This is a genomic window from Rubrivivax sp. A210, assembly GCF_904426505.1.
Taxonomy (GTDB): domain Bacteria; phylum Pseudomonadota; class Gammaproteobacteria; order Burkholderiales; family Burkholderiaceae_C; genus Rubrivivax.
Window position 1 is genome coordinate 598,535 of sequence record NZ_CAJGBN010000001.1, and the last position, 23,975, is coordinate 622,509.

Consider the following 23,975-nt stretch of genomic DNA (forward strand, 5'->3'; position numbering starts at 1 on the left):
CAGTAGCCCATGGACTTAGCAGGAAACTCGGACCCGACCCTTGCATCCCTTCTCGCCCACTACCTGCGCATCAGAATTCTGACCGGCGCTACGGTTGCGAGGTACGACTTGGTGGTGCGCAACCTCACCCGCTTCATTGGGGGCGCCACGGCGGCCCCCAGCGACATCGCTCTGAACCGGGTCACACCCGACGTGATGCTGGATTTCAGGGCCTGGTCCCTCAAGAGGATGCGACCCGTCAGCTTCAACACGGAGCGGCGGCACCTCAGCGTGCTTTTCAATGCCGCCGTGCAGGAAGGTTGGATGCTCAGCAATCCGCTGCGCAAGGTTCAGGGCGCGCCCGTCACGCAACTCCTGCCGAAGGCCCTGCCCAGGGACTCGATGCAGGCCTACATGGAGTGGCTGCGGACCAGCAAGGCTCTGAACAAGCGCGGCATGGAGGTCGATCTGATCCAGCCGCAGTGGTTCTGGTTGATCGTCCTGCGGACGCTGTACTACACGGGCATGCGCAAGAGGCAGCTGCTAGGCATGGTGTGGGAAGACATCGACTTCGTCGACAAGACGATCAAGATGGCGGCCACGTCGTCGAAGACACGCCGAGAGTGGCTGGTCCCCCTTCCGGATCAGCTGCTACCCGACCTCCTGACTCTCAGATCCCGAACCCAGGAGCTGTACAAGGGCCAGATGGACCGGAAGCAAGTCTTCTGCCTGCCGCTGTTCAGTGAACGGCGAACGACCTTCCGTCACGCCACGATGCGCCCGGACAACCTGGACAACTTCTTTCAACGCCTGCGGCGGGCAATGCCCGTAGATGCGCCCCGGCTGAGCGCGCATCGCGTCAGGCACACCACGTCCACGATCCTGGCCAACAACGTACCGAACCTGAAGGTAGTCCAGGAACAACTAGGACATGCCTCGATCAACACGACCTACCTGTACGTTCATCCAGACATGCAGGCCATGCGAAAGGCACTGGCCACGCTCTGACATGCGAGGTTTGACCCGGGGGCCGCTTTGAGGACATAATCGAATCGTGGGGTACATGGGCAGGGAAAAAGTCTCGCAAGTGCCCCCAAGATAAGGTCTTTTCGACATCGGTTCAGTGATCTGTGTGACGGCAGCCTCTTCTGGGCGACTGTTAATCCGTAGGTCCCTGGTTCGAGCCCAGGTCGGGGAGCCAAAAACTCGTTGTAAGTCAAGTACTTAGCCCAGCCCTCACCGGCTGGGCTTTTTACTTTCTGGGGCTGCGTTGCCGTTACGTTGCCCTTACGCGGGGCCCTTGCCCCGTCTTGGATGACTAGCCTCCTCCGTGACGAGGCACTCTGTCCTGCTCGGGGCCAGCTCTCGGCCTTTGCGCAGCAGGCAGGCGATGCCCCGCGCCCGCCCGCCAGCCCGCTCGCCCGCAGTGATGTCTGCCGCGCCCACCACCCACAGCTATCAGGCGGACGAAGCCGCGGGGCCCCTTTCCCCGGCGCGCCAAACCAGTTCAGAGGGGGACGCGCCCGACCCCCCCCCACAACCCCCGGACACCCCCGCTGGCGCGCCAGTAAACCCTGGCTTAGTCACCCGGACCCATGGAGCTGCTTCCGGGGCCTCGGAAAAAATTTGGCCAAAATTCTGGGGGGATGCTTCCCGAACTCCGGCACGGCCACTGACTCAGGGGCGTCCATGCCTGGCACGCGGTGTCCCCACGCCGCTCTTGGCGCCGCCAAGACTTCCTCCAACTAGAAGCTTGGCTGCTCGCCGACGTGCCGCGGCTAGTAAGCCTCTCTCCATCGCCTACCTGCAGCCCCACGCTCAAAGAAGCTGCGCACTCAACCGGTCAGCGTTGATTCGGCCATCTGGAACGGCTGTCGCGTTCTACACGAGACTGCATAGAGCCACGGGTTGCACAGCCCAAGGGCCAAAGCGGTAGCAAATAGGTGACAACCCTTGTCGTCCGACGCTAGCGCCCAGTTACAGCTTAGTCGATCCCTTTGCTCGGACACTCTTTGTAGTCCTTCTGCGGGATATCAACTCTTTCCCGATCTGCTCCCATATTCTCCCTGAAGCCGTTAGTGCGTCATTCTTAATCGCCTCCATCCTTGCAACTAATTCCTCGTCAGTCCAGACTGATCTAGCATGGTAGGCAATAAAGAAGCAGGCCGACTTTTCGTATCTTGCATCTCTAGTCTTATTCTCGACGACAGCATCAAATCTATCACGTACCACCCTAATTTGTTCCGGTGATAGTTCCGGGGTCCAAGAATTTCGGTCCAATCCAAGCTGGCGACTCATAAAAAACTGTACAATACCAGCAGCCCTATCATGCTGTCCACTCAACCAGCGTATCAGGAACGTATCCAGCAGATTCCGATCAACATCCTTGGACGCCCCTAGCCGACGGCGCGCGTTTGTCCACACCCATGTTGCAATGGGCCACAGATCCTCGTCAGCATTCAAAAGTTGAGGCTCAATCAAGTCCATCCAAACTGCCTTGGCCGCGTCATCCTTTGACGAATCATCTTCAAAATCATTCCAAAGCATCCCCATAGAGATTAGCAGCCCGCGACCCAGTTCCTCCTTCTTGGCGCTTTGCAGCAAAAGGCGGACTTCCGCCCTTCCATTCTCCCCGAGCCAGTAGCTCATCGGCTGCTGATAGGCAGCAATTGCTGCGCAACTATTCATATGCCAAGAAGCACGATGCCAACGTCTTGAAACCAAAAGCTCCCAAGCTAGGTTGTAAAGTTCATTCCCATATGGCCCGCGGCAAAGCGATTCCCAATCGTCTGCAGTCTTGCAGCCGTGTGCAAATAGAGCAATCAGGTGCAGCGCGGCAGATATCGTTCCAGATGACGCTTCCGCCTCTTCAACTAGGCACTGTAAAAGACGCCCCGGCGCTCCCTCAAGCTTTCTACCCTCGAATCCATTAAATTCTTCAGATTCCACTTCAAGGATCCCGAGTTGGCCCCGGCCAAGGGATATCAACTCGATCAGTAGCGGTTCTGCTCGCTTTCGTGCCAATACCGCGGCCATTGGCACCACTTCCTTCCATTCTTCGGCCAACAAATACTTAGCCAATGGGGTTAAAACTGTATCATCCTGTCGAAATGACTGATAGTGACCTTCTGTAGCAGCCACCGCAGCCAAATATTCTTGAAAAGTAAGATGCCGAAATTGATAGAACGGAACGGCTCGCCCTCCTTCCATCTGATGTCCAGCCTCCAATAGCAAACTGGACCTAAGCTCAACACGCTTTAGAAATTTATGTGGACTGTCCTTGGCGTAGCGCTTAATGTTCGGATGCCTCTCGCGCGACTCCTCCAGCAAGGCCAAGAGTTCACGTTCAGTGGCAGTTTGCTTGCCGGCGCACATCATCTGGAATGCCACATAAGCGAGCTGAGGCACAGCCTCCTTTGCGTTCAATGGATCGTGCCCCTTGATGTTCCATGTATCCAATAAGACATCAACGGCACGGCCATACAGGCTGACTCGATCAGGCGGCAAACCACCCGCTCCGTGCTTTACCACAAGAAGCATGGTCAAGAGTAGTGGATTCTCCGCCAGACGCCGAAGAGAGGCATTTTTCATTAGCGTCTGCGAGACCTCCTCGGCCTCTTCAGCAGCCTCAATAGTATCGCCCGTCATAAGGCGGTGCCAATGCACACACAACAACGCAATGGCGTCATCGGCGAGCGGCGCCAACCTCCAGCGCTCGCAGAATCGCGAAAGTGACGGCGCAACTAAATCGAAGCCGGCCTCGCGACTTGTAATTACCAAGCGAACTCGATCATATTTATCCAAAAATGATTCTAGATGCTCAACGAACGTGGCTCTATCAACGTCATTGTGAATTTCATCCAAGCCATCGACTAGCAGTAATACCTGCCCTTTTTTCAGCAGCGGCGTAATAGCTTCAGAGAAGCCACTCAGGTCGCTTTGGCCAATAACGTCACCTATACGCTTCAGCAAAGTCGCTATGGGCAGTCGAATGTGATCGCGCCATTCGCGGCAACGAATCAGAAGCGGAAGCAATGGAAGTTCTGGCAAGTCATCTGTGCTGGCGCCACGACGCGATGGATTTGAATAGGCGACCGCAAGGCGTTTTAGAAGCAGTGTCTTTCCCCCTCCAGGCAAGGCCAGCAGGACTAGACGTTTGCCTTTCGCCAGAACATTTCCAAAAGGTAAGGGTACCGGGTTCTCTTCCTGCCATTTCTTGAGTTTGGCAGCGGCATCCGGATCAGAAGGCAAAAATTCCGGTGGGCAAGCAGATACTCTGAGCGGAACAAACAGCCTCTCCAGATCGAATCGCCGCTGGCCAGTATCCAAGTCTGCGCTTACACCCTCTATCGTCATTTGACCGCAATCGCGATGCAAGAAGTCCTTATAGTTCTTTAGTACTACGTTCGCTTCACTGAGCGGAGAAATAGAATTTCGCGAAACCCGCCTTTTCACCATCCCCGGAAAAAGCTCAAGCAAATAGTTAGCCAAATCCTTGTGCGCTGGACCGAAACTTACCGGCTCAACAAAGCCTGCCCACGAGGGGTCGGCATTGCGTTTTGGCACTTCGTCCTCACGAGTTAGCGCCACATGTTGCGGAGTCAGCACGATCAGCTTTGTCCGCAACCACTTCAACAAAGCTGAGAAGTTGGGATCTGTGAACGTGTCACCGCAGCCAATGAAGAGCAGGTGATTAAAGGCGGCAAGGTTTCTCTGGATTAGATCCCGAACTTCGTCGGTTTGAGTAGTTTCGTAGTCCCGTATTCCCAGGATGCACGAACTCGGCACATCCCACGAACCGTGCAAGTGCAGGATTCCCGGAATCTCTTTTCGCACCCAGGACATTACCCGATGCGTCTCTGATACGCGAATGCCGGGCAGGCCCGTCGCGATCTCCAGGAGCGGATCGTAATTTAGAGTACAGATTGGTATTCCGCGAGACGCCAATGCGCGAATTGCGGCGCTTAGTTGTGCATTGCACGGCCGCACCGTTCCGAAAACATCTTCAAGCCAGCGACCGTAAATCGGATCAAGAGGCGACCCAAGTTTTCGCCCCACAAACTCGGCCGCTCCTAATAGTTCGTCAATGTCCGACGAAATGAGTTGAGCGCTCCACGAGGTTAGTTGAGAATCTGAAATTCGCCCCTTCTTGTGTGCATATTCAAATCCGTTCTTGATCAGGGCAGGCCATGACGGCAACTGTCCGTCGGTTAGGCCAATGCTAACGCCCGCGCCTACTACGACTACAAGCCGGCCCTGCGCAGCAGAGTCGCTAATTTTTTGCATTGCGCGAGCAGGCAGTCCTGTAGTAATGCGGTTGTTTGTCATATTGAGGTATGAATGTTTAGCGAACGAAGATGTGCGGCTCACTAAGGTCGCTCGATTAAGCAGTCCCGACCATAAAGCGCGAGTAAATGACTGGTAGGGTTATGGATCATTTGGTCTTTTGAGTGGCGTCTCCCAGGGGCTAGACGAAGCAGTTGGTGTAGGACGCCCCCACCGGCTCGTACAGGCCCGCTCGCAGCCACGCCTGCGCGCCGCTGCTGGCCGCGTTGGCGTAGCCCCAGGTCGCGACGGACCGACTGGCCACTCGGTCTGCGGGCCGCCCGACTGTATGGCCGATTTCCTGGAGCGAGTCATGGTGCCTAGTGATGTGCTCGAGCCACCGCTCCAGATGCGGCAGCGCCGCCAAGGTGTCCGACTTGCTGCGGTTGCAGGCCGGGTGCGCCAGTACGAAGTTGTGAATCAGGTCGCGGGGGTACAGCGAGAAGGGGACGAAGTGATCCACGTCCACCTCATGGGCGGTCGAGCCGCAGTAGAAGCATCGGCTGCCGTTCAGCAGCCGCAAACCGGCTCCGATTTCCGCCAACGTCTGGCGCGGGGTCTCGAACAGGAACGCCTCCAGGTCATCCGCCTCGCCCAGCAGCGGCCCGTTGAGGCGATTGCGCTTGATGTGGTCGATCCATCTACTGCGAGCGAGTTGCTGCACCAGTGGCTGGAAGCGCCGCAGGCAATAGTGCACGCCAGGGAGCAGGATGGTCACGCCACGCGCGCGCTCGTACAGGAACTGGTCTCGTTGGCCGCCAAGGTTCTGCAGGTACTGGAGCGGCTGCGCCGACACCGTGTCGGCGACCCGCCGGATCAACGCCGGGTAGCCGGCCAGCGTGCGGGCAGACAGTGGCGTGGCGACGGGACTGCTCTGCCGAAACTCGGCGATCACGGTGAGCACGGCCGCGTTGGCGCCATTGTTCTGCGCCAGCACCCCGGGCGCTGTTCCCGCGCGGCCGGTGCTGTACGGCGCGGTCTGCTGCCAGTACAACTCGATGAACTTGGCGGCGATGCTGCGGTTGGACAGCCGCAGGGCGCCTCCGTCATCGGCGCCCAGTTCGACCGCCAGGTCCGCCAACGCGATGATCAGAGCGAACTTGTAGGTAGCCGTGAAGTCGCCTTCGGCGAAGAGGCGCTGCAGCTTCGTCAAGAAGGACAACTGCGCCTCAGGCGACGGCACGAGGGTCACCGCGTGCTCCAGTAGTCGGCCCTCTCGGGGAAGATCCAGCGCACGCCGCCGCGGGGGTCGGCGCGGTCGCCCTGGTAGCGAGGGATCAGGTGGATGTGCAGGTGCGGCACGGTCTGGCCAGCGGCGGCGCCGTCGTTGATGCCGATGTTGTACCCATGCGGGGAGAACTCAGCGTCTAGGTCGCGCTTGGCTGTATCAAGCAGCGTCAGCAGTTCGGCCCGTTCATCGGCCAGCAGATCGAAGAAGGAGCCGACATGGCGACGCGGGATGACGAGGGTGTGGCCCGTCGAAACCGGGTACGCATCGCGCACCACCAAGCCGTGCTCGCTTGCGCCGACGATGCGGCTGGCCGGGAGGGCGCAGAAGGGGCACGGGGTCGCCTTTGACATGCCCGAAGTTTCATGGCGCAGGCGATAGAACGGTAGCTAGCGGAAGCCCGAGTAGCTCCGGCGTCCGTCAAGACTGTCCGGGCTCGCCTACAGTGTTCAAGCCGCCACCAACGTAGCCATGCGTGCGGTTTCCACTGCCCTCGGGGCGCTCGTTGAGCTGCGGTGAGTTGACCCTAGCTACACTGCTGCGATGAATCACCTCCATCCATCTCCGCGTGGCACTTCGCGGTGGGCATATGGCAGACAGGCGAAGGCGTCGAGGACTAAAACGTGACCGCAGGTCGCACGGATGAGAAGACCGAGCAGGTCACCCACCTCGTTGATGTGCGCGCAATGTCTGAGGCACTGACAGCTTTTGCCCGCGAGCGAGACTGGGAACAGTTCCACTCGCCCAAAAACCTCGTCATGGCATTGACGGGGGAGGTCGGCGAGTTGTCTGAGATCTTCCAGTGGATGAGCGAGGAAGACTCCAAGCGGGCCGCCGGCCACCCGCAACACGCCCAAGCCGTCCGCGACGAGCTAGCAGATGTCCTGCTCTATGTCGTCAGGCTCGCGGATGTTCTTGGCGTGGATCTGAACGCCGCGGCGGAGCACAAGCTGAAGGCGAACGCCGCGAAGTACCCTGTGTCAAAAGCGCGTGGCTCAAGCAAGAAGTACACGGAAATCTGACAGCGGCGGCGACAGACAAGGCATAGCGTGATCGTCTACCAGGCTGACAAGCGACAGTTCCTCCGGGACAACGACGACAAGGAGATCGACGAGGTCATTCACCTTCGATTTCAGACGATCACGGGCCGCAAGGTCGCTGCACCTGAACTGCGATCCTGGCGTGAATCACTAGGGTTTATGGCGAAGGTGCTGCGGGACGAGGACATCCCGGCCGACACGGGTGTCGCTGTCGAGTTCCACATTCCGCAGAGTTCCAAGCGCATTGATGTCACCTTGACAGGCTTCGGGGCCGACGGCGCTAAGAACGCAGTGGTCATCGAGTTGAAGCAGTGGGAAAAGGCGTCAGCCACTGCCAAAGACGCCATCGTCGTTACCTACCTCGCGCATGCGCAGCGGGAGGTCGTGCACCCGTCGTATCAAGCCTGGTCATATGCCACCCTACTGGAGGGCTTCAACGAGGCTGTCTACGATGGGGGGATCTCCATCCGGCCTTGCGCCTACCTCCACAACTATCTTCGTGACGGCGTCATCGACTCGCGCCACTATGCGGGGTACATCGACAAGGCGCCGCTGTTCCTGAAGGGTGAGGCAGAGCGCAGCCGCCTGCGCGACTTCATCAAGCAGCACGTCCGTCACGGCGACAACAAGGCCGTGCTCTACGCGATAGAGAGCGGACGTATCCGACCGTCCAAGGCCCTGGCCGACAGCCTGAGCGGAATGCTGAAGGGCAAGCCCGAGTTTGTTCTCATCGACGACCAAAAGGCCGTCTATGAGGCGGCGCTCGCGTCGGGGCAATCGGCATCGGAAGACCAACCTCGCGTCGTAATCATCGAAGGGGGCCCTGGCACGGGCAAGACCGTAGTCGCGGTCAACCTACTCGTTGCGCTCACGGCCAAGGGACTGGTCTGCAAGTACGTCTCCAAGAACGCGGCGCCACGACGGGTCTACGAGGCGAAGTTGGCCGGCGCCATGACCCGGACGAGGTACTCGAATCTGTTCGTCGGTTCAGGCGGCTTTCTGGAGACACCTCCCAACACGTTCGACGTCCTGATTGTTGATGAGGCCCACCGCTTGAACGAAAAGTCGGGTCTGTACGGCAACCTGGGCGAGAACCAGATCAAGGAGGTCATGGGCGCCGCCAAGTGCACGATCTTCTTCATCGACGAAGACCAGCGCGTCACGCTCAAGGACATCGGATCCAAGGAGCAGATCCGACAGTTCGCGAAGGCCAAGGGCGCTGCTGTCGAGCAGTACAAGCTGGCGTCCCAGTTTCGCTGCAGCGGCTCCGATGGATACCCCGCGTGGCTGGACAACACGCTTGACATCCGCGCGACGGCGAACACGACCCTCAGTGCCGGCGAGTACGACTTCCGAGTCTTCGATGACCCGGCATCGCTTCAAGAGGCCATCGAGCAACGCAATAGCGAGAACAAGGCCCGCGTGGTGGCCGGGTATTGCTGGCCTTGGAAGAGCAAGAGGGATGCGACGGCATACGACATCGAGATCGGCGCAAACTATCGAAGGCGCTGGAATCTCGATCAGGACGGCAGCCTGTGGATCATCTCTCCACATTCGGTCAGCGAGGTTGGTTGCATTCATACGTGCCAGGGGTTGGAGCTTGACTACGTCGGCGTCATCATTGGGCCCGATCTCGTTCTCCATCGAGACAAGGTCACGACCGTACCGGCGGCCCGTGCGCGTCAGGATCAATCAATCAAGGGCTACAAGTCGTTCCTCAAGGCTGACCCCGAAGGGGCAAGAGCCGCCGCTGACCTCGTCATCAAGAACACGTACAAGACGTTGATGACGCGAGGTTTGAAAGGGTGCTACGTCTACTGCACCGATCAGCACTTGGCGACACGATTTCGGCAAGGGCTTGGGCCGGCGTAGGGATCATGGGTTCCAGCGCGGCGCAGCGGCCGCATCTTCTCGGCCGTCGCATACTCGCGTCGTGACCCGCCAAACCAGCTTCACAGAAAATCTTGCGGTCGAGTTCCCGGAACTCGCGCGACAGTGGCATCCAACCAAGAACGGCGCACTGCTGCCCAGCCACGTTCGCTCGAAGTCCAACAAGAAGGTCTGGTGGCGATGCGCGATCAATCCCGAACACGAGTGGCAAAGCTCGGTAGGCGCTCGCCACCGAGCGGGTTGCCCAGCCTGCTACGAGGAGAAGAGACTCAAGCAAATTGATGTAGTTGATGGGCAGCGCATCCAGCGGACTTTGTCCATGTGCACGGACCTCTTCAGCGAACTCGTGGCTGCGACAGACCAGCGCAGGCGGCTTGGCGAGTTGTACGTGGGCAGCACCATGTCCCTTGCTTGGCAATGCAAGCACAGCCATCCAATTTGGATGAATCGGCTCAACAAGCGCGCTGTCCAGGGGCAAGGCTGCCCGTACTGCGCCGGCAAGAAGATCTGTGCAACCAACTCATTGCTTGCGCTCCGCCCCGACCTCGCAAAGCAGTGGGATGGTGATCGAAACATGGCCGAGAGCGTCAAGCTGGTTCCTGGGACGGCAAGCCCGGGCTCGCACGCGTCTGTTTGGTGGCGCTGCGAGTTCGGACACTCGTGGAAGGCGCAGATCAAACAACGTAGCTCGCTCAATACAGGGTGCCCCAAGTGCAGGCCCAATGTGAGCGCGCTTGAAGTACGAATTGCCTGCGAGGTAGAGGCTTCTCTGGGTGTCGAGGTCGTGCATAACAGCAAGATCCATGGCATCGAAGCCGACATCTTGCTGCCCACATTCAAGATCGTGATCGAGGTCGATGGGTATCCGTGGCATTCCCCGGATCACCGAAATGGGGCCCTAGAACGAGACACCCGGAAGACGCGCCGCCTTCAGGAGAAGGGCTACACCGTCTTGCGCCTGCGGGAACGTCGGATTCCAGTGCTTTCAGAGTGTCTGTGTGCGCTATTCGATGACGGCGAGGCGGAACTCCAGACCTGCAAGGCAGTAATGGGCGCACTGGAGGCAATTCCCGCAGTCGGGCTTGAAGTGCGGAAGCGTAGTGCTGCCTACCTCAAGCGTAGGTCGCTAGCCGCCGAGGAGAAGTATGTTGCCCTCATTGCCAAACTTACCCGCCCAAAACCAGGCGAATCGCTGGCGGAGTTGTTTCCGCATCTGCTGCCCGAGTGGTGCGGCGATGAGAATCGCCCGCTGACACCAGACATGCTCAAGCCAGGCTCCGCGTTCAGGGCGGCTTGGGAATGCCTCGAATGCGGACACCGTTGGAGTGCTGTTGTGGCGTCTAGAACAGCGCAGGGCACAGGTTGCCCCCGCTGCACTGGCCGGGTCTTTACCCCCGGCCAGGCTCTGTCTGACTTGTTCCCGAGTGTGGCGGCAGAGTGGGATACGAATGCCAATGATGTCGGCGCAGATCAGGTCACCCAATTCAGCAATAGGGTGCGAGCTTGGCGCTGCGCCCACGGCCACACCTGGAAGGCGTCGGTGGCTAACCGCACAAAGGGAGGACAAAGCTGCCCGTATTGCGCCCATAAGCGCGCCTCGCCAGAGTGGAATCTGGCAGTGAAGCACCCCGATGTTGCCGGGCTCTTCGACCTAGAGCGCAATGCACCGCTGCTACCTCAAGACGTGTTGCCGATGTCGGGGAAGAGCATCTGGTGGAGTTGCTGTCGCGGGCATGCCTGGCGCATTAGCGCGGATCGGCAGACACGCCGAGGAGCCCGATGTCTGTACTGTGAGGGCACTGCTCGGCGGCCCCAAGACACATAGCAAGTGCGGACTACCCGAATCCCGAACGGCGCCAGTTCCGTCTTGCCAGAAATCTGCGCTGCGGCCCTAACAGCCCGTCACGAGCAGGCTGGCGCCCCGCCCACCAACGAGACCATACGCATCATCGACGTGACCATCCCGTCGTGCTGCCGCTGACGCTCGGGCGCAAGCAACCGCAGCAACTCAGTGTCTTGCTCAAACATCGACCATCCATGCTGGTCGGGAATGCGATTGGGGTCGTCCTCCCGCTCCTTGTAGTACTGACTCTGGGCCTCGCTGATCACCTCGCAGCGCGCGAGGATCCGCAGGAGGGCCTGCGGCCCGCCGCTCTCCGCGGGCCACGCCGCCTTGGCCTGCTCAGTGGCGCACATCAGCAACCACTGGGGCCTGGCACCCTCGTCGTGGACGAGGCCACTGACCCACGCACTACCCGCTGCAATTACCTCATGCGGCAGCCGCCGCATCGACTGGCTTGTCGCGTCGTACACCGAGGGCGCATCGTCGCCCACGGCCGTGGCCGTGCCGTTGGGGGCCTGGGTATAGACCGTGGTGCCGGCCGAGCGACTGAACGCCAAGTGGCCGAACTGCTCACGGTACTGCGCCGTCGGTATCCAGGAATAGTGGAAGCCTCGAGTCAGGCGCGGTTCGGCCTGCACCCGCGTACCGCGGACGTGTAGGTCCATGCCCGCGCCTGGGTCGAGGAAGAACTGAAACGGCGCGCCCGGCGGGTAGAGGGGTAGGTGCTTGTACCAACTGTGCGCGCCAGATACGAAGACCGCAAAGGCCCTCATCTGGGCCTCTGTCGGCCTGGGCAAGGTGATGGTGAGCGCGCGGTATTCATCGAGCGTGAGCGCTGGCGCTGCCGCCGCCGCGGCCTGGAGCGGAGACAGATCGCCCCGTGTCTCCGCAGCCTTCGGGTCCTCGGGCTCGACTGCGGGCGACTGGGAGGCCAACTGCTCCAGCATGGCCTTGAGGCGCGCGACCCGAGGCGTGTCGTCGCTCATCGGGGTGCCCGTGTCACTGTCGCCCACAGCGCCCGTGATGGTGCAGGCGGGCTTGAGGTTGGCCTTGCTTTTCGACCGCTTCCAGGATCACGCGCGCCATCGCCACCACCTGGTCCAGGCCCAGGAACTTGCTCATCACCCACGGCAGGTGGGGCATCCGCGGCGGCGTCCAACTGGGCATGGTCGATGTTGTACCGGAAAGCACGCTTGGCCGCGATGTTGTTGGCGCCGCCGTGCCCGGCCGGCACCACGGCGGTGGTGCATTGGCGGATAACGCGACCATGGTCGCGCTCACGCCGTGAGCCATCGGCGGGGCACCATGCTGCAGATGTCGATGCACTCTACCCCAGGCAGCTCACCCGTTCCGTGCTGGGCCTGCAGGTTCTTCGCGGGCATGACTGCCGAGGGCACCGCGGCTCGGTGCGGGCGTGCTGGCTGCAGCCGCGTCCGATCAGGGCCAGCGGGCGGCTGCAGTGCCTGGGAGCGAGAGCCGGGCTCGGACGATGAGCCTGGGCCGCCTGGCGGTGCCGCGGGTGGGAGTGACTGGGTGCCGATTCGGAGCCGACCTGTCGAGCCCGCGGTGGCGCCTGTGGAGTGGGCGCCTTGAACGGCGCAGGCCCAAGGCGAACTGCGGGAACCGGCGCGCAGCGGCCCGGCCAACTGAAGAAGCGCCGGTCCTTGGCTACAACTCCCTGCTATTCGTCGAAAGAAAGCCCCCGGCCCGTCTGGTACTCATAGCCCAACCCCGAGGCCCGCGGCAGCAACTGGTTCAGGCGGTGCCGGGTGCGCTGGTGCCAAGCCGCCAGGGCTTCCCAGCCAACAGGCGGGCTGCCCGCCCACGTGAGCACTACGGGCGAGGGGTAGCGGTCTATCTCAACGCCGTACATGCCGGCGTCGAGCACTAGCTCACTGGATGCCGCCGGGCAGATGCTGATGCGCTCCAGCTCACCCATGATCGTCTTGAGGTCGGCCTGCGGCAGCGCGGCCTCACTCACGTCCGGCCCTAGGGCCCCGGGAGGGCTTACCTCGCAGTCGAGGGTGCGCCGCACGACATGGCCGTGCCCTGCCGTGATGACTAACCAGGTGTAGGGGGCGGCGATGGGCGCGTGGTGCCACAACCGCAGCACGGTCGGCGCGTCACGGTGGGCGTCGGGGAGGGGCATAGGCGGCATCGTAAACGTGGGCGGCGCCTCGGGCGCGGTTGCCGCCGATGCCGGGGTGCGCGAGGGCGTGGCGGTGATGGGGAGGGCCTGTGCCCGGGCGTCGCGGGCGTGGCTGGCGCCCGGCACCACGGGGCCTGCTCGGGTGCGGGCCTGGGGGCCTCAGCGTCTGGCCGCGACCCTGCGGCAGGGAGACTTCCCGCCGTCTCGCGGCCGAAGGGTCGCAGGGAGATGGCCAAGCCGACGGCAAGCACGGGCCCATTGGCGCCGCAATGCGGCGCGGCGCAGGTGCTACAGCCCGAGGTCACCGCGCCGGTGCCCTGCGCCAGCAAAGCCTGGAGCAGCGCGGCCTCGCGCCCGTGCATTGCATGGCGGCACTGCAATTACCTCCATTTTGCGCAACAGTCAGTCGGCATATCCGAGCACGACGGAGTTCGCGTCCTGTTCCCGCGATTGCATCTCCTGGACGTGTCCTGTAATTGAGATGCAGCATTTCAGCTAATTTGGCGCCGCGCAAGCCCTCGCGCCACAGCGATAGATTACTTCGTTGAAGCAGTGGAATCAGGCCAAAATGTGGGGCCTCGGGGAGGGGCGCCAATATCCATTGCCGCGTTTGCGACCAGAGGGACGCGATCCTGTAGCTGATCACGTGGCAGGTGCGGCTCGGCCGGGGGCGACGCCCCCTGCATCGGCGCACGACGAACCCCGAGGCCGGGGGGGTCTGCTGGGGGGTGGAGAATTGCTCCACCCTGCCTGTCGCCTCAGGCTTGGTACACATAATTTGAAAATATGTGTTTGGTACCTGGAGCGACTGGCAGGGTGGAGCATCCCCCCACCCCAGGCCCTGAGCATGGGCGGGCTTCATTGCAGCCCCGTCACCGAGTACCGGCTCAGCCCCTTGACGACGCGGCGCTTGAGCTGGACGTACTCTGCACCCTCGTCTCCGATCCTGGCAGGGCGTCCGACTGCGGCCCGGAGTGCCCTGCCCACGGAAGCCTCACTGTCCAGGCTCTTGGTGCGCAGCGTGCCGAGCACCGCACGTAGGCGCTGTATACGCTCTGCCCGCAGTTGCCCCGGCGTTGGCGGCCGGTCGCTGCTGGCGGGCTCATCGTCCAGGCCGTCGAAGCCAAAGTTGGTGAAGCTCGCCGCCCGCACCACGTCGCCGGCCGTGAACTCCTTGGCCTCGAATTCCTCGTGCAGGGTTTCAACAAGAAGCTGGTAGCCCTGCAGATCCTCCGATCCCTCGGCGTTTGCCGAGAACACATCGGCGATGTCGGCGCCCCCGGCCCAGATCAGCGGCTGCCGCACCATCCGATCCCACTGCGGGAACCGGGTCTTGACGGTCATGGTGGTGGCGCTCGCGCAGTAGCCGGCGATGATGCCGATCACGTCGCGCAACAGCGCCGCCCGGGCCGCCAGCGCATGCGCCAGAACGTCCGGCTGCTCGAACTGACGCTCGTGCGGTCGGGGGCTCTTCGAGGTCAGACGCACCGTGATCCAGCGCGTCACCTCGTCGGCGCCCAGGGCCACGTTGTTGCCCGTCAGCACGAACAGCACGTTGGTCAAACACGTGGCGTCGCGCGACACCCCGAGCAGGCGCTGGGTCAGCACCGGCCCCGTCATGGCCGCGGCCACCGAGGGCGATCTGAACGTGGTCCCATCGGTGAGGTTGTCGAAGCACACCATCGCAGGCGACCTCAGCAAGGCCGCCAGCAGCCGCTTCTGAACCTCGGTCTCGTCGCCCTCGGCCCAGCTCGTGACGGGCATGTCGTGGCCGGTCAACGTGATGTGGATGCGCCGGGCCAGCGTCGTCTTGCCGCTGGACTGCACGGCGGCCAGGATGGCCAGGCCGGGCGCGATGTCGAGCGCGCGGCGCTGCACACCCGTGAACAAGCCCGCCATCGCGGCGTCGGCGTCCAATTCGGTGGCGAACTCGAAGCCCTCCAGGAAGACCCGCCGCAGCCTAGCCAGAGCAGCCTGGGCCTCCGGTTGGCTGTAGGGCTGGGCCTCCACAGCCTCGGCCCCCGACATGAAGAGGCCCGTGCGCTCGTGCAGGCCGACGGCGGTGAGGATTTCGCCGCCGGGCAGCACGAGCGGGTGCGTGACCAGCCCCGATACGGCCGGCGCGGCATGGGCCTTCTTGCTGAGCAGGATCTTGATCACGCGGTCAGGCACCGCCATGGGCTCTTCCCCGCCCTTGGTGGCCCTGTAAAGCACCACGACCTGCTCGGCCTTGGACAGCACCGCCACCTCGTCCAGGGGCTCGATCTGCGGCACCGGCGGCGAGGCGTGGTCCTCGTCGTCGATCAAGTGCGTGTACGGCATCACCTTGACGGTGACGCAGGCCAGCACACCGGCGAAGCTGATGTACTCGCCCGGCGCCGCAGTGGCCACGATGGCGTCCTCTATGGCGCGCGCGTGTTGGGTCTGGTCCTCGGGCTGATAGAGCTGCCGGGCGCGCCCTGCGGTGCGACGGGCGGCCTCCTCGGCCCTGCGCTGGCGCGCTGCCTGTTCGCGTGCGGCACGGAGCGCCGCGTTGAGCTGGCGCTTGCCGATGCCGGTCAGGCGGTGCACCTCATCGACGACCTGGGCGGCCAGGTCGCGCCGCATGGCCACCACCAGTTCGACCCAGACCTGAGCGACCTGGTCACCGGGCAACTGCCGGAGTTGCAGGATGACCGTGTCGGGGCTGGTCACGGCTTCGGCCGCGCCGAATTCGGCCTCGGCGCTGGGCCGGCCTTCGGCCAGTTCCTGCATGACTTCGGGGCAGTTCTCCTTGATCCAGCCCCTCATCGCCTCGGTGCTGGGCAGTTGGGAGACTGGGGTGGCCTCGGCCACGACCTCGTCCAGATGACCGAAGAGGTGCAGGCGCACGAAGTCGTAGACGTTCACGCGCCGGTTCTGCACAGTGGGCGCCGTGTTGTGCACGCTTACCAGCCCGTTGCCGCACTCGGTGATGAAGACGCCGTCGGGGGCGTGTTCACCTGCGATCCACGAGAAGTGCTGGTCGTCGCGCCCCTGCTCGAACTCGTCCGACATGAGTTCGAGCAGGCGCATAGGGCTGAACACCCTGCAGAAGGCCCCGACCATGCCCGGCTTGTCGCCTGGGTCGGTCATTCGCGCGTGACCTCCGCCAGGCTGCCGAGCGCGGGACAGGACGGCTGCCGGAATGACCAAGTCCACGGCGTCGCCCTGCGGGCCCGCGTACAACCCCGAGCGCACCGGCACCGGGTCGTTCTGGATGATCGGCGCGGCCGTGTAGTGCACCTGCACGGGGTTGTAGACGCTCTTGTCAATGCCGGGCACCGTTTCGGCCCAGGCGCGCAGTTCGGCGCTGGTGCGCGGCTGATCGAGCCAGTACCAGAGATGTGCCTTCAGCACCCCAGCGCAGCTCGGGTGGCCCGCGCTGGCGGACAGCGACCAGAAGAAGCCCCGGCCTTGGAAGGCCGCAGGCAGCTCGCTGGCCACGCACTCCAGGCAAGCATGCAACGGGTCGGCCACGGGGTCCAGAGCCGGCCGAAACCCGTCCACGTCGATCATCATCCAGTGCCGGGCGCAGTCGCGGAACAGCTTGCCATTGCGCAGCACCGCGCCGTCGTGCAGCTTGAAGGTCGGATCCTTGACCAGCTCGTGAGCCAGGATGCCGGGCATGACCTGCGCCGCCACTTCGACGCCGACGTGGGCGCCGCGGATCACGCACATGTCGCGCCGGCGCTCCAGGTCCTGCAGCACCTCTGCAAGGTCTGCGAGGTTGGAGACCTTCTGCTCGCCGAACATGTACTGCTTGGCCCGGTCGTAGCCAGCGATGGTGCCGTCTGTCAGCCACTCTTTGGCCATGACCTTGCCGAACGTGCGCAGGACGGTGAGGTGGTCTGCGCGTCCAAGCGCTTGCGCGGAGCCTGCTGGGGCACCCCCTTGCGGGGGCACCAGCCTGTCTGCGAAGGCGCTTCGATTGCGCGTGCGAGGCGGGGCTTCGTTGTGGGAAGGTTGACCGCTGGGCGCGGGGCCGTTGGTCATCGCGTGGCTCATTGCTGCGCCTCCTCGATTTCCGTTGAGGCGGGCAGCGCGGGCAGGCCCAAGAGTCGAAGCACTTCGCCTAAGAGCCGCCCCAGGCCACGGTCGGGAGTGCCTATGATAAGCATGAGGATCAACGCGAAGCGCTGCTCGCCGCCGATCTCCCCAATGGCCGAAAATGCGCGAAGGCGAACATTGTGGTGCACGCCGTGCAATGCCTCGAAGTAGATGGCGAAGCCCAGGATCAGAAACACTTGAATGGCATCGTTTCGGGGGGGAAGGACATGCTCGCCGAAGCACTCCCGTACAGCGCTGTAGACGAAAGCCCTTTCTTCTTTGAAGCGGTCGTCCGGATCCAGGTTCTTCTGCACCTGGGTAGCCAGTCGGCTGGCCGCCTTCACCCGCAGTTCGTCACAGGGCCCAGCCCTGAGGCGCATCGCCTGCATGGCACGTCGGATCGTGTCCACCGCTCCGAGAATCAGATCGGCTTCTTGGGGCGTTGCGGGACGCGCGGCATCGGTCGTAAAATCATTCATACGGTGCTCCGAAGAATTGTTGAAGCAATGCAAGGGGAATCGTGGTCATCGGGCAGAGGATTCATCGCCGGCTGGAATCGACGCTGAATCCGACGGTGACAAGGGGGCCCGCGCGCTGATGCGGGCCTTCTGCTTTCATCGCCCGCAGTTTCCCCAGCACAGACATAGCACTGCTGGCTTCTTGCGACTTCGGCCATGGCGACAGCCAGTGCGCTGCTGTCGGCGGGCTTCATGGACGCGGCCCCTGGGCCTGTTCGACTCCAGCCATCCAGGCCCGCACATCCTCGACCCGGAATGCTGTAATGCGAGGCGCCAGCTTGACGGGGGCGGGGAAGGTGCCCAGCTTGATCCACCGCCACAGGGTGGCCGGGGCGATGGGCAGAATGGCCGGCGGGTCAGGCCGACCTAGCAGTTGGTTGGGTCGAACGTAGCCCGTAGCCGGTAGCAGGCACGAGGCAAGGTGCTTGTTGGTCACGATGAGGCCTAGGGAGACTGTGGAGAGGACTCCAATGTCAATGCCGAGGCCTGTAGGGCCTAGGACGCCAACTCGAAAAACTGGACCGGGTGGCGTCCAGAAGTGCGTGTGCGTGGCACACGCGACCGCCCGCCACTGCGGCCGCGTTTCGGGCCCCGAGGTCGGCCGCCCCTGAGTCAGGCGCTGTGCCGCCGTGACTGCACGCTTGTCAGGCGGGGCTGGCCTTCATGCGCGCCAGGTACTGCCGGATGGAGCGATCAGGGTTGGCACCTTCCTGGCCGGTCGCCACCTCAAACATGACCTGGGCGACGCGCAGGAAGCTCGGCCTGGCGACCTTGGGGAGCGTGCGTGACACTGGCAGTGCAGCGGCGGCCGCCCGGGACGCGGCGTCGTCGGGGCGCGCCAGGGCTTCGGCTATGGATTCGATGGCCCGCCATGATGCAACCGTGGGCGTACGGCGCGCCTTCGGGGCCGCGTCCAATGCTTCATTGGCGATGGCGAAAGCCAGCAGGACGATCTTCGACGCGACCGGGTAGCCCACATTGTCAGCATGCTCGGCATGGAACTGCCACCCGACGCGAGCGCCGGCCGCATTCAGATGGCCCAGCGCCTCCGCGCTCGCCGATGGCCGCTTCGCGCCTTCCAAGCGCGCCACCAGCTTCGCAGCAGCACCAGTGTGCTTCTTGAGTTCCTTCAGCAAGTCGCGAGTGTCGTTGCAGGACGCGGATCGTTGAAGGTCGAAGGCCATGTCGCGAGCAGCGCGCTCCAGAAATACCAGTTGCTGGTCCGTGACACCGTCGAGCTTCTTCAGGTCTCGACGTTGGGCGGGGTTGAGTCGAGGTGGAGTTGGAGTTGCCTTCACGGAAGTGCCTCTGCTTTGGCTCCTGGCTCACGCTCGGCCGCGGTCAACTCCGCGGCCCCACCTAGCGCATCGAGGTGGGCAGCAAATGCCGCCAGAGCGGCGCGCTTCTCCGTCATGTAGTCGTGCCGGTCGTAGTGCCGATCCTGGACGCCACCCAGGCCATGCGACTGGATCTGCGCCCTGACCTCCTTGCTCACGCCCATCGCGGCCATCATGGTCTCTGCGGTGCGCCTCAGGTCGCGCACCTGGAAGCCGGTCTTGATGTCGCCGTTATTGAGCAGAAGCTGTACGATTTCGGCCGCGGCAGCACTGACCGTCGTCGTCACCGTCGCGGCCTTCTTGCCCTTCGCGAAGAGCGCATCAGACTTTTTGCGCTCGGCCCGCACGACCAAGTCCTTGACGACATCCAATGCCAGGCCGTTGATGGGCAGCACGTGCCGGCGCGGCTGCTGCCGGCGGCCCTTGGGGTCGAGCAGCGTGAGCGTCTTCGCGTCCAGGTCAACGTCGGTCACCCTCGCCCGCAACAACTGAGTGGGGCGCTGGCCACCCAGGAGCAGCATCAATGCGATGGCCGAGCGCGCCAGGGGCGCCTCGTTGAGCGGCCCGGCGGTCAGTTGACGCCAGAGCACGCCCAGCTCGGCGCCCGCCAGGGCACGCTCCCTGGCGCGGTTAAACGACGAAAGTGCTGCGGTATTGGCCACAGGGTTCGCTTCGATGCCGAAGCGGAGCAGCTCGGCCGGTGCGGTGGCGTCCAGTTCGGCCTTGAGGGCGAGTGCATAGGCAGCGCGCAGGTATGAGCGCAGCTTGGCTGCAGTTCTGCCGCGACCGCTTTCAACGACGCTGCGGATGAGTGCTGCGGCCTGCTTGCTGGTGAGCTTGCACGCAGGCATCTCGGCCCACTCCGTGCCTTTGATGTTCTTGTTGAAGATCGTGTTCGCGTCATTGGCCGAGACCTTGCCGGCCTTGCGCAGGTGCTTGACATACCAGTCGCACAGCGCGCTCACCGTGTGGCTGGCGACCTGTGCCTGTTCCAGGCGCTGCTGCTCTGCCTGGAGCGCCTGCTCTCGGACCGCGGTCTGGCGGGCGCTCTCCTCGGCATCGAGGTGAGAGGCCACATCGCGGCTGCCCTCCACCCGGTGAAGCGCGGCAAAAGTGCGGGCGCGCTCGCGGGCTTGCTCCAGGGTGTACCGGCCCTCCATAGGCTTGGCAGTGAAGGGCCGCATGGCGATGACCTTCCTGGCGCCATCGATGGAGTAGCGGTAGTACCAGAGCTTCGAGCCTGTGCTCTGCACCCGCAGCACGAGGCGCCCACCACCCCGCGTGCCATCGTCGTCGCTGAGGTAGTAGTCGTTGACACGGGGCTTGGCGCGTTCAATCGCCATGGCCGTCAGCCTGCTGCCTTTGGGCATTTCGTTGCCTTTACGTTGCCGTTATGGGGCAAGATTGGCAGAGACACGCTGACACGTCAAGAGACAGTCGGCACCAGGGGCCTAACGTTTAAGCTAAGCAAATCAACAGCTTATGTAGCTTTCAACCGTCTTCCTGAAACTTCGATTCTGTTAGATGACGGGACTGTTAATCCGTAGGTCCCTGGTTCGAGCCCAGGTCGGGGAGCCAAAAACTCGTTGTAAATCAATGCCTTAGAAGCGAAAGCTTCTAAGGCGTTTTTGCGTCTGGTCACGTTCTGGTCCGTTACCGGTCCGGGGGCCTGCCAGCTGTGCCGGCGCCGAATCGCGAGGGTGCCCTACCTGCGCGAAGGCATGCTCGACATGCTGATTGACCAGGACCCGGACAGCCAGGCCATCCGCGCCCTGCAGCATGTGATGGCCGCGCTGGGCATTGGCACCGGCGGCCAGCCAGCCTGTACCGCGCGGCGAGTTCAGGCTCCATTTCGCCAAGAACATGGGCCTGCCGCCCTACCTGGCATGAACTTGAACCGGAGCCTGATCAACGCGCCAGCGGTTCGGCCGCGGCCGTGGTGGGCTGGCAAGGCAGCTCCAGCCGGTAGGCCAGCGCGATGAACAGGCCCTGGGCCAGGCCCATCGTGCTGGTGAGCGAGCGGAAGCCGAAGGTCGAGTTTTCCTGCACGATCAGCGCCACCTGGGCATCACGCGCCAGCGGGCTCATGCGGCTGTCGGTGATGGCGATCAGGCGCGCGCCTCGCGCCACCGCGGCCTGCACCACCTCCAGCGTCTCCTCGGCATAGGGCTCGTAAGAGACGGCGAGCATGACATCGCCCTTGCGCACCGAACGCATCTGGCCCTGCTGCATGCTGCCCAGCCCGCTGACCAGGGCGATGCGCTTGTCGGTGTGCTGCAGCGCGTAGTCCAGGTAGGCCGCGATGGGGAAGGAGCGGCGCGAGCCGGCGACCCAGATCGCATCGGCAGCGGCCAGCAGGTCCACCGCCTTCTTGAAGGCACCGGCCGGCAGGTTGCCACGCAACTCCTGCATGCCGCCGACACTGCCGGCCAGGAACTCCTGCGCAATCTCCACCGACGACAGCGTGCCGGCGCTCGATTCGATGACCTGGCGGATGCGGGTCTTGTAGTTGCGCCAGGGCGCGATTTGCAGCGCCAGCCCGTCGCGAAAGATGCGCTGCATCTCGCTGAAGCCCGAGAAGCCAAAGTGCTTGGCGAAGCGCACCACCGCCGAGGGCTGCACGCCGCACTGCGCCGCCACCTCCTGGATGCCATCCAGGCCCAGCTGGTCACGGTGCTGCTCCACATGGCGCGCAATGATCTTCAGCTGCTTGCTCAGGCCCTCGTACTCTTCCGAGACGCGCTTGAGCAGTTGTTCGACGCTCATCTTCGGGGCGGCGGTGACCAAGGCGGTTTTCTAGGAGATTTGGAAATTTGATTCTAGGTTGATGCACACAGCCATGCCTGGATTTCCAAGTCGGCCCGGTGTGAAAAGCCGCAAGGCTCGCCTGGGCCGGCCTGAATGTGGCTCTGCTGGCCACCAAGTGGAAGGAACTGAACCCAAGAGGCCCAAGCAATTCACGCTGACTACCGTCGAGACAACGCCTTCTGCAAGCCTGCTGCTGCGCAACGCGAATGGCGAGCGTTTCGAAGTCAGTCTGGTGAACACGAACCTGCAGCACCCTGGCCTAGCGCGGCTGAAAGATCCCGAGGTGTTCAGCTCAGCCAAAGTCGGTGACCACGGCGCCTCGGTGATCTGGGCGAACGACGACGACTTGGAACTGGCTGCCGACAACCTGCGCGCACGAGCCGTCGAGCAGGCGGGCGGCGTATCGCATGAATTCATCTGGAACTGGATGGCCCGGAACGACCTGACCCTCGACGCTGCGGCGCCCACCTTAAGGCCAGCTACGGCATCACGCTGGCCTATCACCACCACATGGGGGCCTACGTCGAATCGCCGGCCGACATCGACCGCCTGATGGCCGAGACGGATGGCAACGTGGGCCTGCTGTTCGACACCGGCCATGCCCTTTCTCGGCGGCGCCACCGACCCGGCGGCGCTGCTGTGCAAGCATCTGGCGCGCGTCGTCCATGTTCACTGCAAGGACGTGCGCCCGCAGGTCATCGCCTCGGCACGCAACGACGGCTGGCGCTTTCTGAACGGCGTCATCAACAGCACCTTCACCGTGCCCGGCGACGGCGTGATCGATTTCGACGCCGTGCTCACCACGCTGCGCGACGGCGGCTACGAGGGCTGGCTGGTCGTCGAGGCCGAACAAGACCCGGCGGTGGCGCCCAGCTACCAGCACGCCAGGAAGGGCTACCAGACGCTCAAGGCCATCGTCGACCGCCTCAACGCGGTCACCGCCCAGGCCACCCAGAAGGCGGCGTGATGGTCAGCCCGCTGCTGGTCAGGGCCCGGCCCGAGGGCCGCGAGATCGTCGACGTGACGCCCGCACGCGCCGGCTGGACGCATGTGGGCTTTCGCGCGCTGCGCCTGCGTGCGGGCGAGAGCGAGGCGCTGGCCACCGGCACGCGCGAGCTGTGCCTGGTGGTGCTCGCCGGCACCGTCGATGTCGAGGTTGACGGCCAGCGCTTCAGCGGCCTGGGCACGCGCAGCAGCGTGTTCGAAGAGAAATCGCCGGCCGCGCGCTATGTGCCGGCCGGCAGACAGCTGAAGCTGCGTGCGCGTGGCGATGCCGAACTTGCGCTGTGTACGGCACCGGCGGACGGGCAGCGGCGCGAAGTGCGCCTGATAGACCCCGCCACCCTGCGCCGCAGCGTGCTCGGCCAGGGCACGAACACGCGCTACGTCTGCGACATCCTGCCCCACGACGACCCCACGGCAGCCCATTTGCTGGTGGTGGAGGTGCTGACGCAGGCCAGCCATTCGTCGAGCTACCCGCCGCACAAGCACGATGTCGAAAGCCCGCCGAACGAGACCCTGCTCGAGGAGACCTACCTACTACCACCGCCTGAAGCCGCCGCAGGGCTTTGCCTTCCAGCGCGTCTACACCGACGACCGCAGCCTCGACGAGGCCTGCGCGGTGGAGGACCATGACGTGGTGATGGTGCCGCGGGGCTACCACCGGGTGGTGGCGCCGCACGGCTACGACATCTACTACCTCAACGTGATGGCGGGGCCGAACCGCTTCTGAGTCTTCCGCAGCGACCCCCGGCTCGAGTGGATGCTCGAGCGCTGAGCTGAGCCCCGGG

General features: G+C 63.3%; 18 protein-coding genes and 2 pseudogenes. 8 read left to right on the forward strand and 12 right to left on the reverse strand.

What is annotated here, in order from left to right:
* Positions 1-9: 9 nt before the first annotated feature.
* On the forward strand, positions 10-987 hold the full coding sequence (locus tag JMV16_RS02650; protein WP_201492587.1) for a tyrosine-type recombinase/integrase: 978 nt from the start codon (positions 10-12) through the stop codon (positions 985-987).
* Between the two features lie 969 nt (positions 988-1,956).
* On the opposite strand, the gene JMV16_RS02655 is transcribed toward JMV16_RS02650, so the two are convergent.
* The 3 genes from JMV16_RS02655 to JMV16_RS02665 all read right to left on the reverse strand — a co-directional run bounded on the left by JMV16_RS02655 (position 1,957) and on the right by JMV16_RS02665 (position 6,885).
* Positions 1,957-5,307, reverse strand: a complete 3,351-nt coding sequence (locus tag JMV16_RS02655; RefSeq protein ID WP_201492588.1) for an SIR2 family protein — start codon at positions 5,305-5,307, stop codon at positions 1,957-1,959.
* Between the two features lie 139 nt (positions 5,308-5,446).
* Positions 5,447-6,496: an HNH endonuclease gene (locus JMV16_RS02660; protein ID WP_201492589.1), complete on the reverse strand. Its 1,050-nt coding sequence runs from the start codon at positions 6,494-6,496 to the stop codon at positions 5,447-5,449.
* The gene (locus JMV16_RS02665; RefSeq protein ID WP_201492590.1) at positions 6,493-6,885 is read right to left on the reverse strand and encodes an HIT family protein; all 393 of its coding nucleotides are present in this window, start codon (positions 6,883-6,885) and stop codon (positions 6,493-6,495) included. Before JMV16_RS02665 ends, JMV16_RS02660 begins: the two co-directional genes overlap by 4 nt.
* Before the next feature lie 333 nt (positions 6,886-7,218).
* Between JMV16_RS02665 and JMV16_RS02670 the strand changes: the two genes are divergently transcribed.
* From JMV16_RS02670 to JMV16_RS02680, 3 genes are all read left to right on the forward strand, one after another.
* A complete protein-coding gene (locus tag JMV16_RS02670; RefSeq protein WP_201492824.1) occupies positions 7,219-7,554 on the forward strand; it encodes a nucleotide pyrophosphohydrolase in 336 nt (111 codons plus the stop codon).
* Positions 7,555-7,581: 27 nt separating this feature from the next.
* Positions 7,582-9,444 (forward strand): DUF2075 domain-containing protein, encoded by a 1,863-nt coding sequence (locus tag JMV16_RS02675; RefSeq protein ID WP_201492591.1) that lies wholly within the window; start codon positions 7,582-7,584, stop codon positions 9,442-9,444.
* Positions 9,445-9,505: 61 nt separating this feature from the next.
* A complete protein-coding gene (locus tag JMV16_RS02680) occupies positions 9,506-11,287 on the forward strand; it encodes a zinc-ribbon domain-containing protein (RefSeq protein WP_201492592.1) in 1,782 nt (593 codons plus the stop codon).
* Between the two features lie 77 nt (positions 11,288-11,364).
* Here JMV16_RS02680 and JMV16_RS02685 read toward each other — a convergent pair whose 3' ends face one another.
* Both JMV16_RS02685 and JMV16_RS24415 read right to left on the reverse strand, forming a co-directional pair.
* Positions 11,365-12,291 (reverse strand): hypothetical protein, encoded by a 927-nt coding sequence (locus tag JMV16_RS02685; RefSeq protein ID WP_201492593.1) that lies wholly within the window; start codon positions 12,289-12,291, stop codon positions 11,365-11,367.
* 13 nt (positions 12,292-12,304) lie between these two features.
* The gene (locus JMV16_RS24415; protein ID WP_255511406.1) at positions 12,305-12,427 is read right to left on the reverse strand and encodes a hypothetical protein; all 123 of its coding nucleotides are present in this window, start codon (positions 12,425-12,427) and stop codon (positions 12,305-12,307) included.
* On the opposite strand from JMV16_RS24415, the gene JMV16_RS02690 reads away from it, so the two are divergent.
* The gene (locus tag JMV16_RS02690) at positions 12,420-12,593 is read left to right on the forward strand and encodes a hypothetical protein (protein ID WP_201492594.1); all 174 of its coding nucleotides are present in this window, start codon (positions 12,420-12,422) and stop codon (positions 12,591-12,593) included. The genes JMV16_RS24415 and JMV16_RS02690 overlap by 8 nt on opposite strands.
* A gap of 393 nt (positions 12,594-12,986) precedes the next feature.
* Here the strand turns inward: JMV16_RS02690 and JMV16_RS02695 are convergent, their stop codons facing one another.
* The 7 genes from JMV16_RS02695 to JMV16_RS02725 form a co-directional block, all read right to left on the reverse strand.
* Positions 12,987-13,454 carry a hypothetical protein gene (locus tag JMV16_RS02695; RefSeq protein WP_201492595.1) on the reverse strand — a complete coding sequence of 156 codons (468 nt, stop codon included), beginning with the start codon at positions 13,452-13,454 and terminating at the stop codon, positions 12,987-12,989.
* A gap of 858 nt (positions 13,455-14,312) precedes the next feature.
* A complete protein-coding gene (locus JMV16_RS02700; RefSeq protein ID WP_201492596.1) occupies positions 14,313-17,480 on the reverse strand; it encodes a hypothetical protein in 3,168 nt (1,055 codons plus the stop codon).
* Complete coding sequence (locus JMV16_RS02705; RefSeq protein ID WP_201492597.1) at positions 17,477-18,001, reverse strand: hypothetical protein; 525 nt, start codon at positions 17,999-18,001, stop codon at positions 17,477-17,479. Before JMV16_RS02705 ends, JMV16_RS02700 begins: the two co-directional genes overlap by 4 nt.
* Positions 18,002-18,230: 229 nt before the next feature.
* Positions 18,231-18,476: a helix-turn-helix transcriptional regulator gene (locus JMV16_RS24420; protein ID WP_255511407.1), complete on the reverse strand. Its 246-nt coding sequence runs from the start codon at positions 18,474-18,476 to the stop codon at positions 18,231-18,233.
* Positions 18,477-18,684: 208 nt separating this feature from the next.
* Positions 18,685-19,338: a hypothetical protein gene (locus tag JMV16_RS02715; RefSeq protein ID WP_201492598.1), complete on the reverse strand. Its 654-nt coding sequence runs from the start codon at positions 19,336-19,338 to the stop codon at positions 18,685-18,687.
* A complete protein-coding gene (locus tag JMV16_RS02720) occupies positions 19,335-20,747 on the reverse strand; it encodes a tyrosine-type recombinase/integrase (protein WP_201492599.1) in 1,413 nt (470 codons plus the stop codon). The genes JMV16_RS02715 and JMV16_RS02720 overlap by 4 nt, the downstream gene beginning before the upstream one ends.
* A gap of 538 nt (positions 20,748-21,285) precedes the next feature.
* Positions 21,286-22,143, reverse strand: coding sequence for a MurR/RpiR family transcriptional regulator (locus tag JMV16_RS02725; RefSeq protein WP_201492600.1), 858 nt, complete (start codon positions 22,141-22,143; stop codon positions 21,286-21,288).
* A gap of 157 nt (positions 22,144-22,300) precedes the next feature.
* Between JMV16_RS02725 and JMV16_RS02730 the strand changes: the two genes are divergently transcribed.
* From JMV16_RS02730 to iolB, 3 genes and pseudogenes are all read left to right on the forward strand, one after another.
* Complete coding sequence (locus JMV16_RS02730; RefSeq protein ID WP_236580318.1) at positions 22,301-22,738, forward strand: DUF2442 domain-containing protein; 438 nt, start codon at positions 22,301-22,303, stop codon at positions 22,736-22,738.
* A pseudogene (locus tag JMV16_RS02735) lies at positions 22,645-23,152 on the forward strand (TIM barrel protein); the annotation flags it as partial. The gene JMV16_RS02730 and the pseudogene JMV16_RS02735, both read left to right, overlap by 94 nt.
* Positions 23,149-23,917, forward strand: a pseudogene (iolB, locus tag JMV16_RS02740) (5-deoxy-glucuronate isomerase). The pseudogenes JMV16_RS02735 and iolB, both read left to right, overlap by 4 nt.
* Positions 23,918-23,975 lie beyond the last annotated feature (58 nt).

Coding starts and splice junctions, on each gene's coding strand:
- JMV16_RS24415 (WP_255511406.1), bottom strand. CDS start 12,427: ATGAGCAAGTTCCTGGGCCTGGACCAGGTGGTGGCGATGGCGCGCGTG.
- JMV16_RS02685 (WP_201492593.1), bottom strand. CDS start 12,291: ATGAGCGACGACACGCCTCGGGTCGCGCGCCTCAAGGCCATGCTGGAG.
- JMV16_RS02650 (WP_201492587.1), top strand. CDS start 10: ATGGACTTAGCAGGAAACTCGGACCCGACCCTTGCATCCCTTCTCGCC.
- JMV16_RS02725 (WP_201492600.1), bottom strand. CDS start 22,143: ATGAGCGTCGAACAACTGCTCAAGCGCGTCTCGGAAGAGTACGAGGGC.
- JMV16_RS02655 (WP_201492588.1), bottom strand. CDS start 5,307: ATGACAAACAACCGCATTACTACAGGACTGCCTGCTCGCGCAATGCAA.
- JMV16_RS02695 (WP_201492595.1), bottom strand. CDS start 13,454: ATGCCCCTCCCCGACGCCCACCGTGACGCGCCGACCGTGCTGCGGTTG.
- JMV16_RS02720 (WP_201492599.1), bottom strand. CDS start 20,747: ATGCCCAAAGGCAGCAGGCTGACGGCCATGGCGATTGAACGCGCCAAG.
- JMV16_RS02700 (WP_201492596.1), bottom strand. CDS start 17,480: ATGAGCCACGCGATGACCAACGGCCCCGCGCCCAGCGGTCAACCTTCC.
- JMV16_RS02670 (WP_201492824.1), top strand. CDS start 7,219: ATGTCTGAGGCACTGACAGCTTTTGCCCGCGAGCGAGACTGGGAACAG.
- JMV16_RS02665 (WP_201492590.1), bottom strand. CDS start 6,885: ATGTCAAAGGCGACCCCGTGCCCCTTCTGCGCCCTCCCGGCCAGCCGC.
- JMV16_RS02705 (WP_201492597.1), bottom strand. CDS start 18,001: ATGAATGATTTTACGACCGATGCCGCGCGTCCCGCAACGCCCCAAGAA.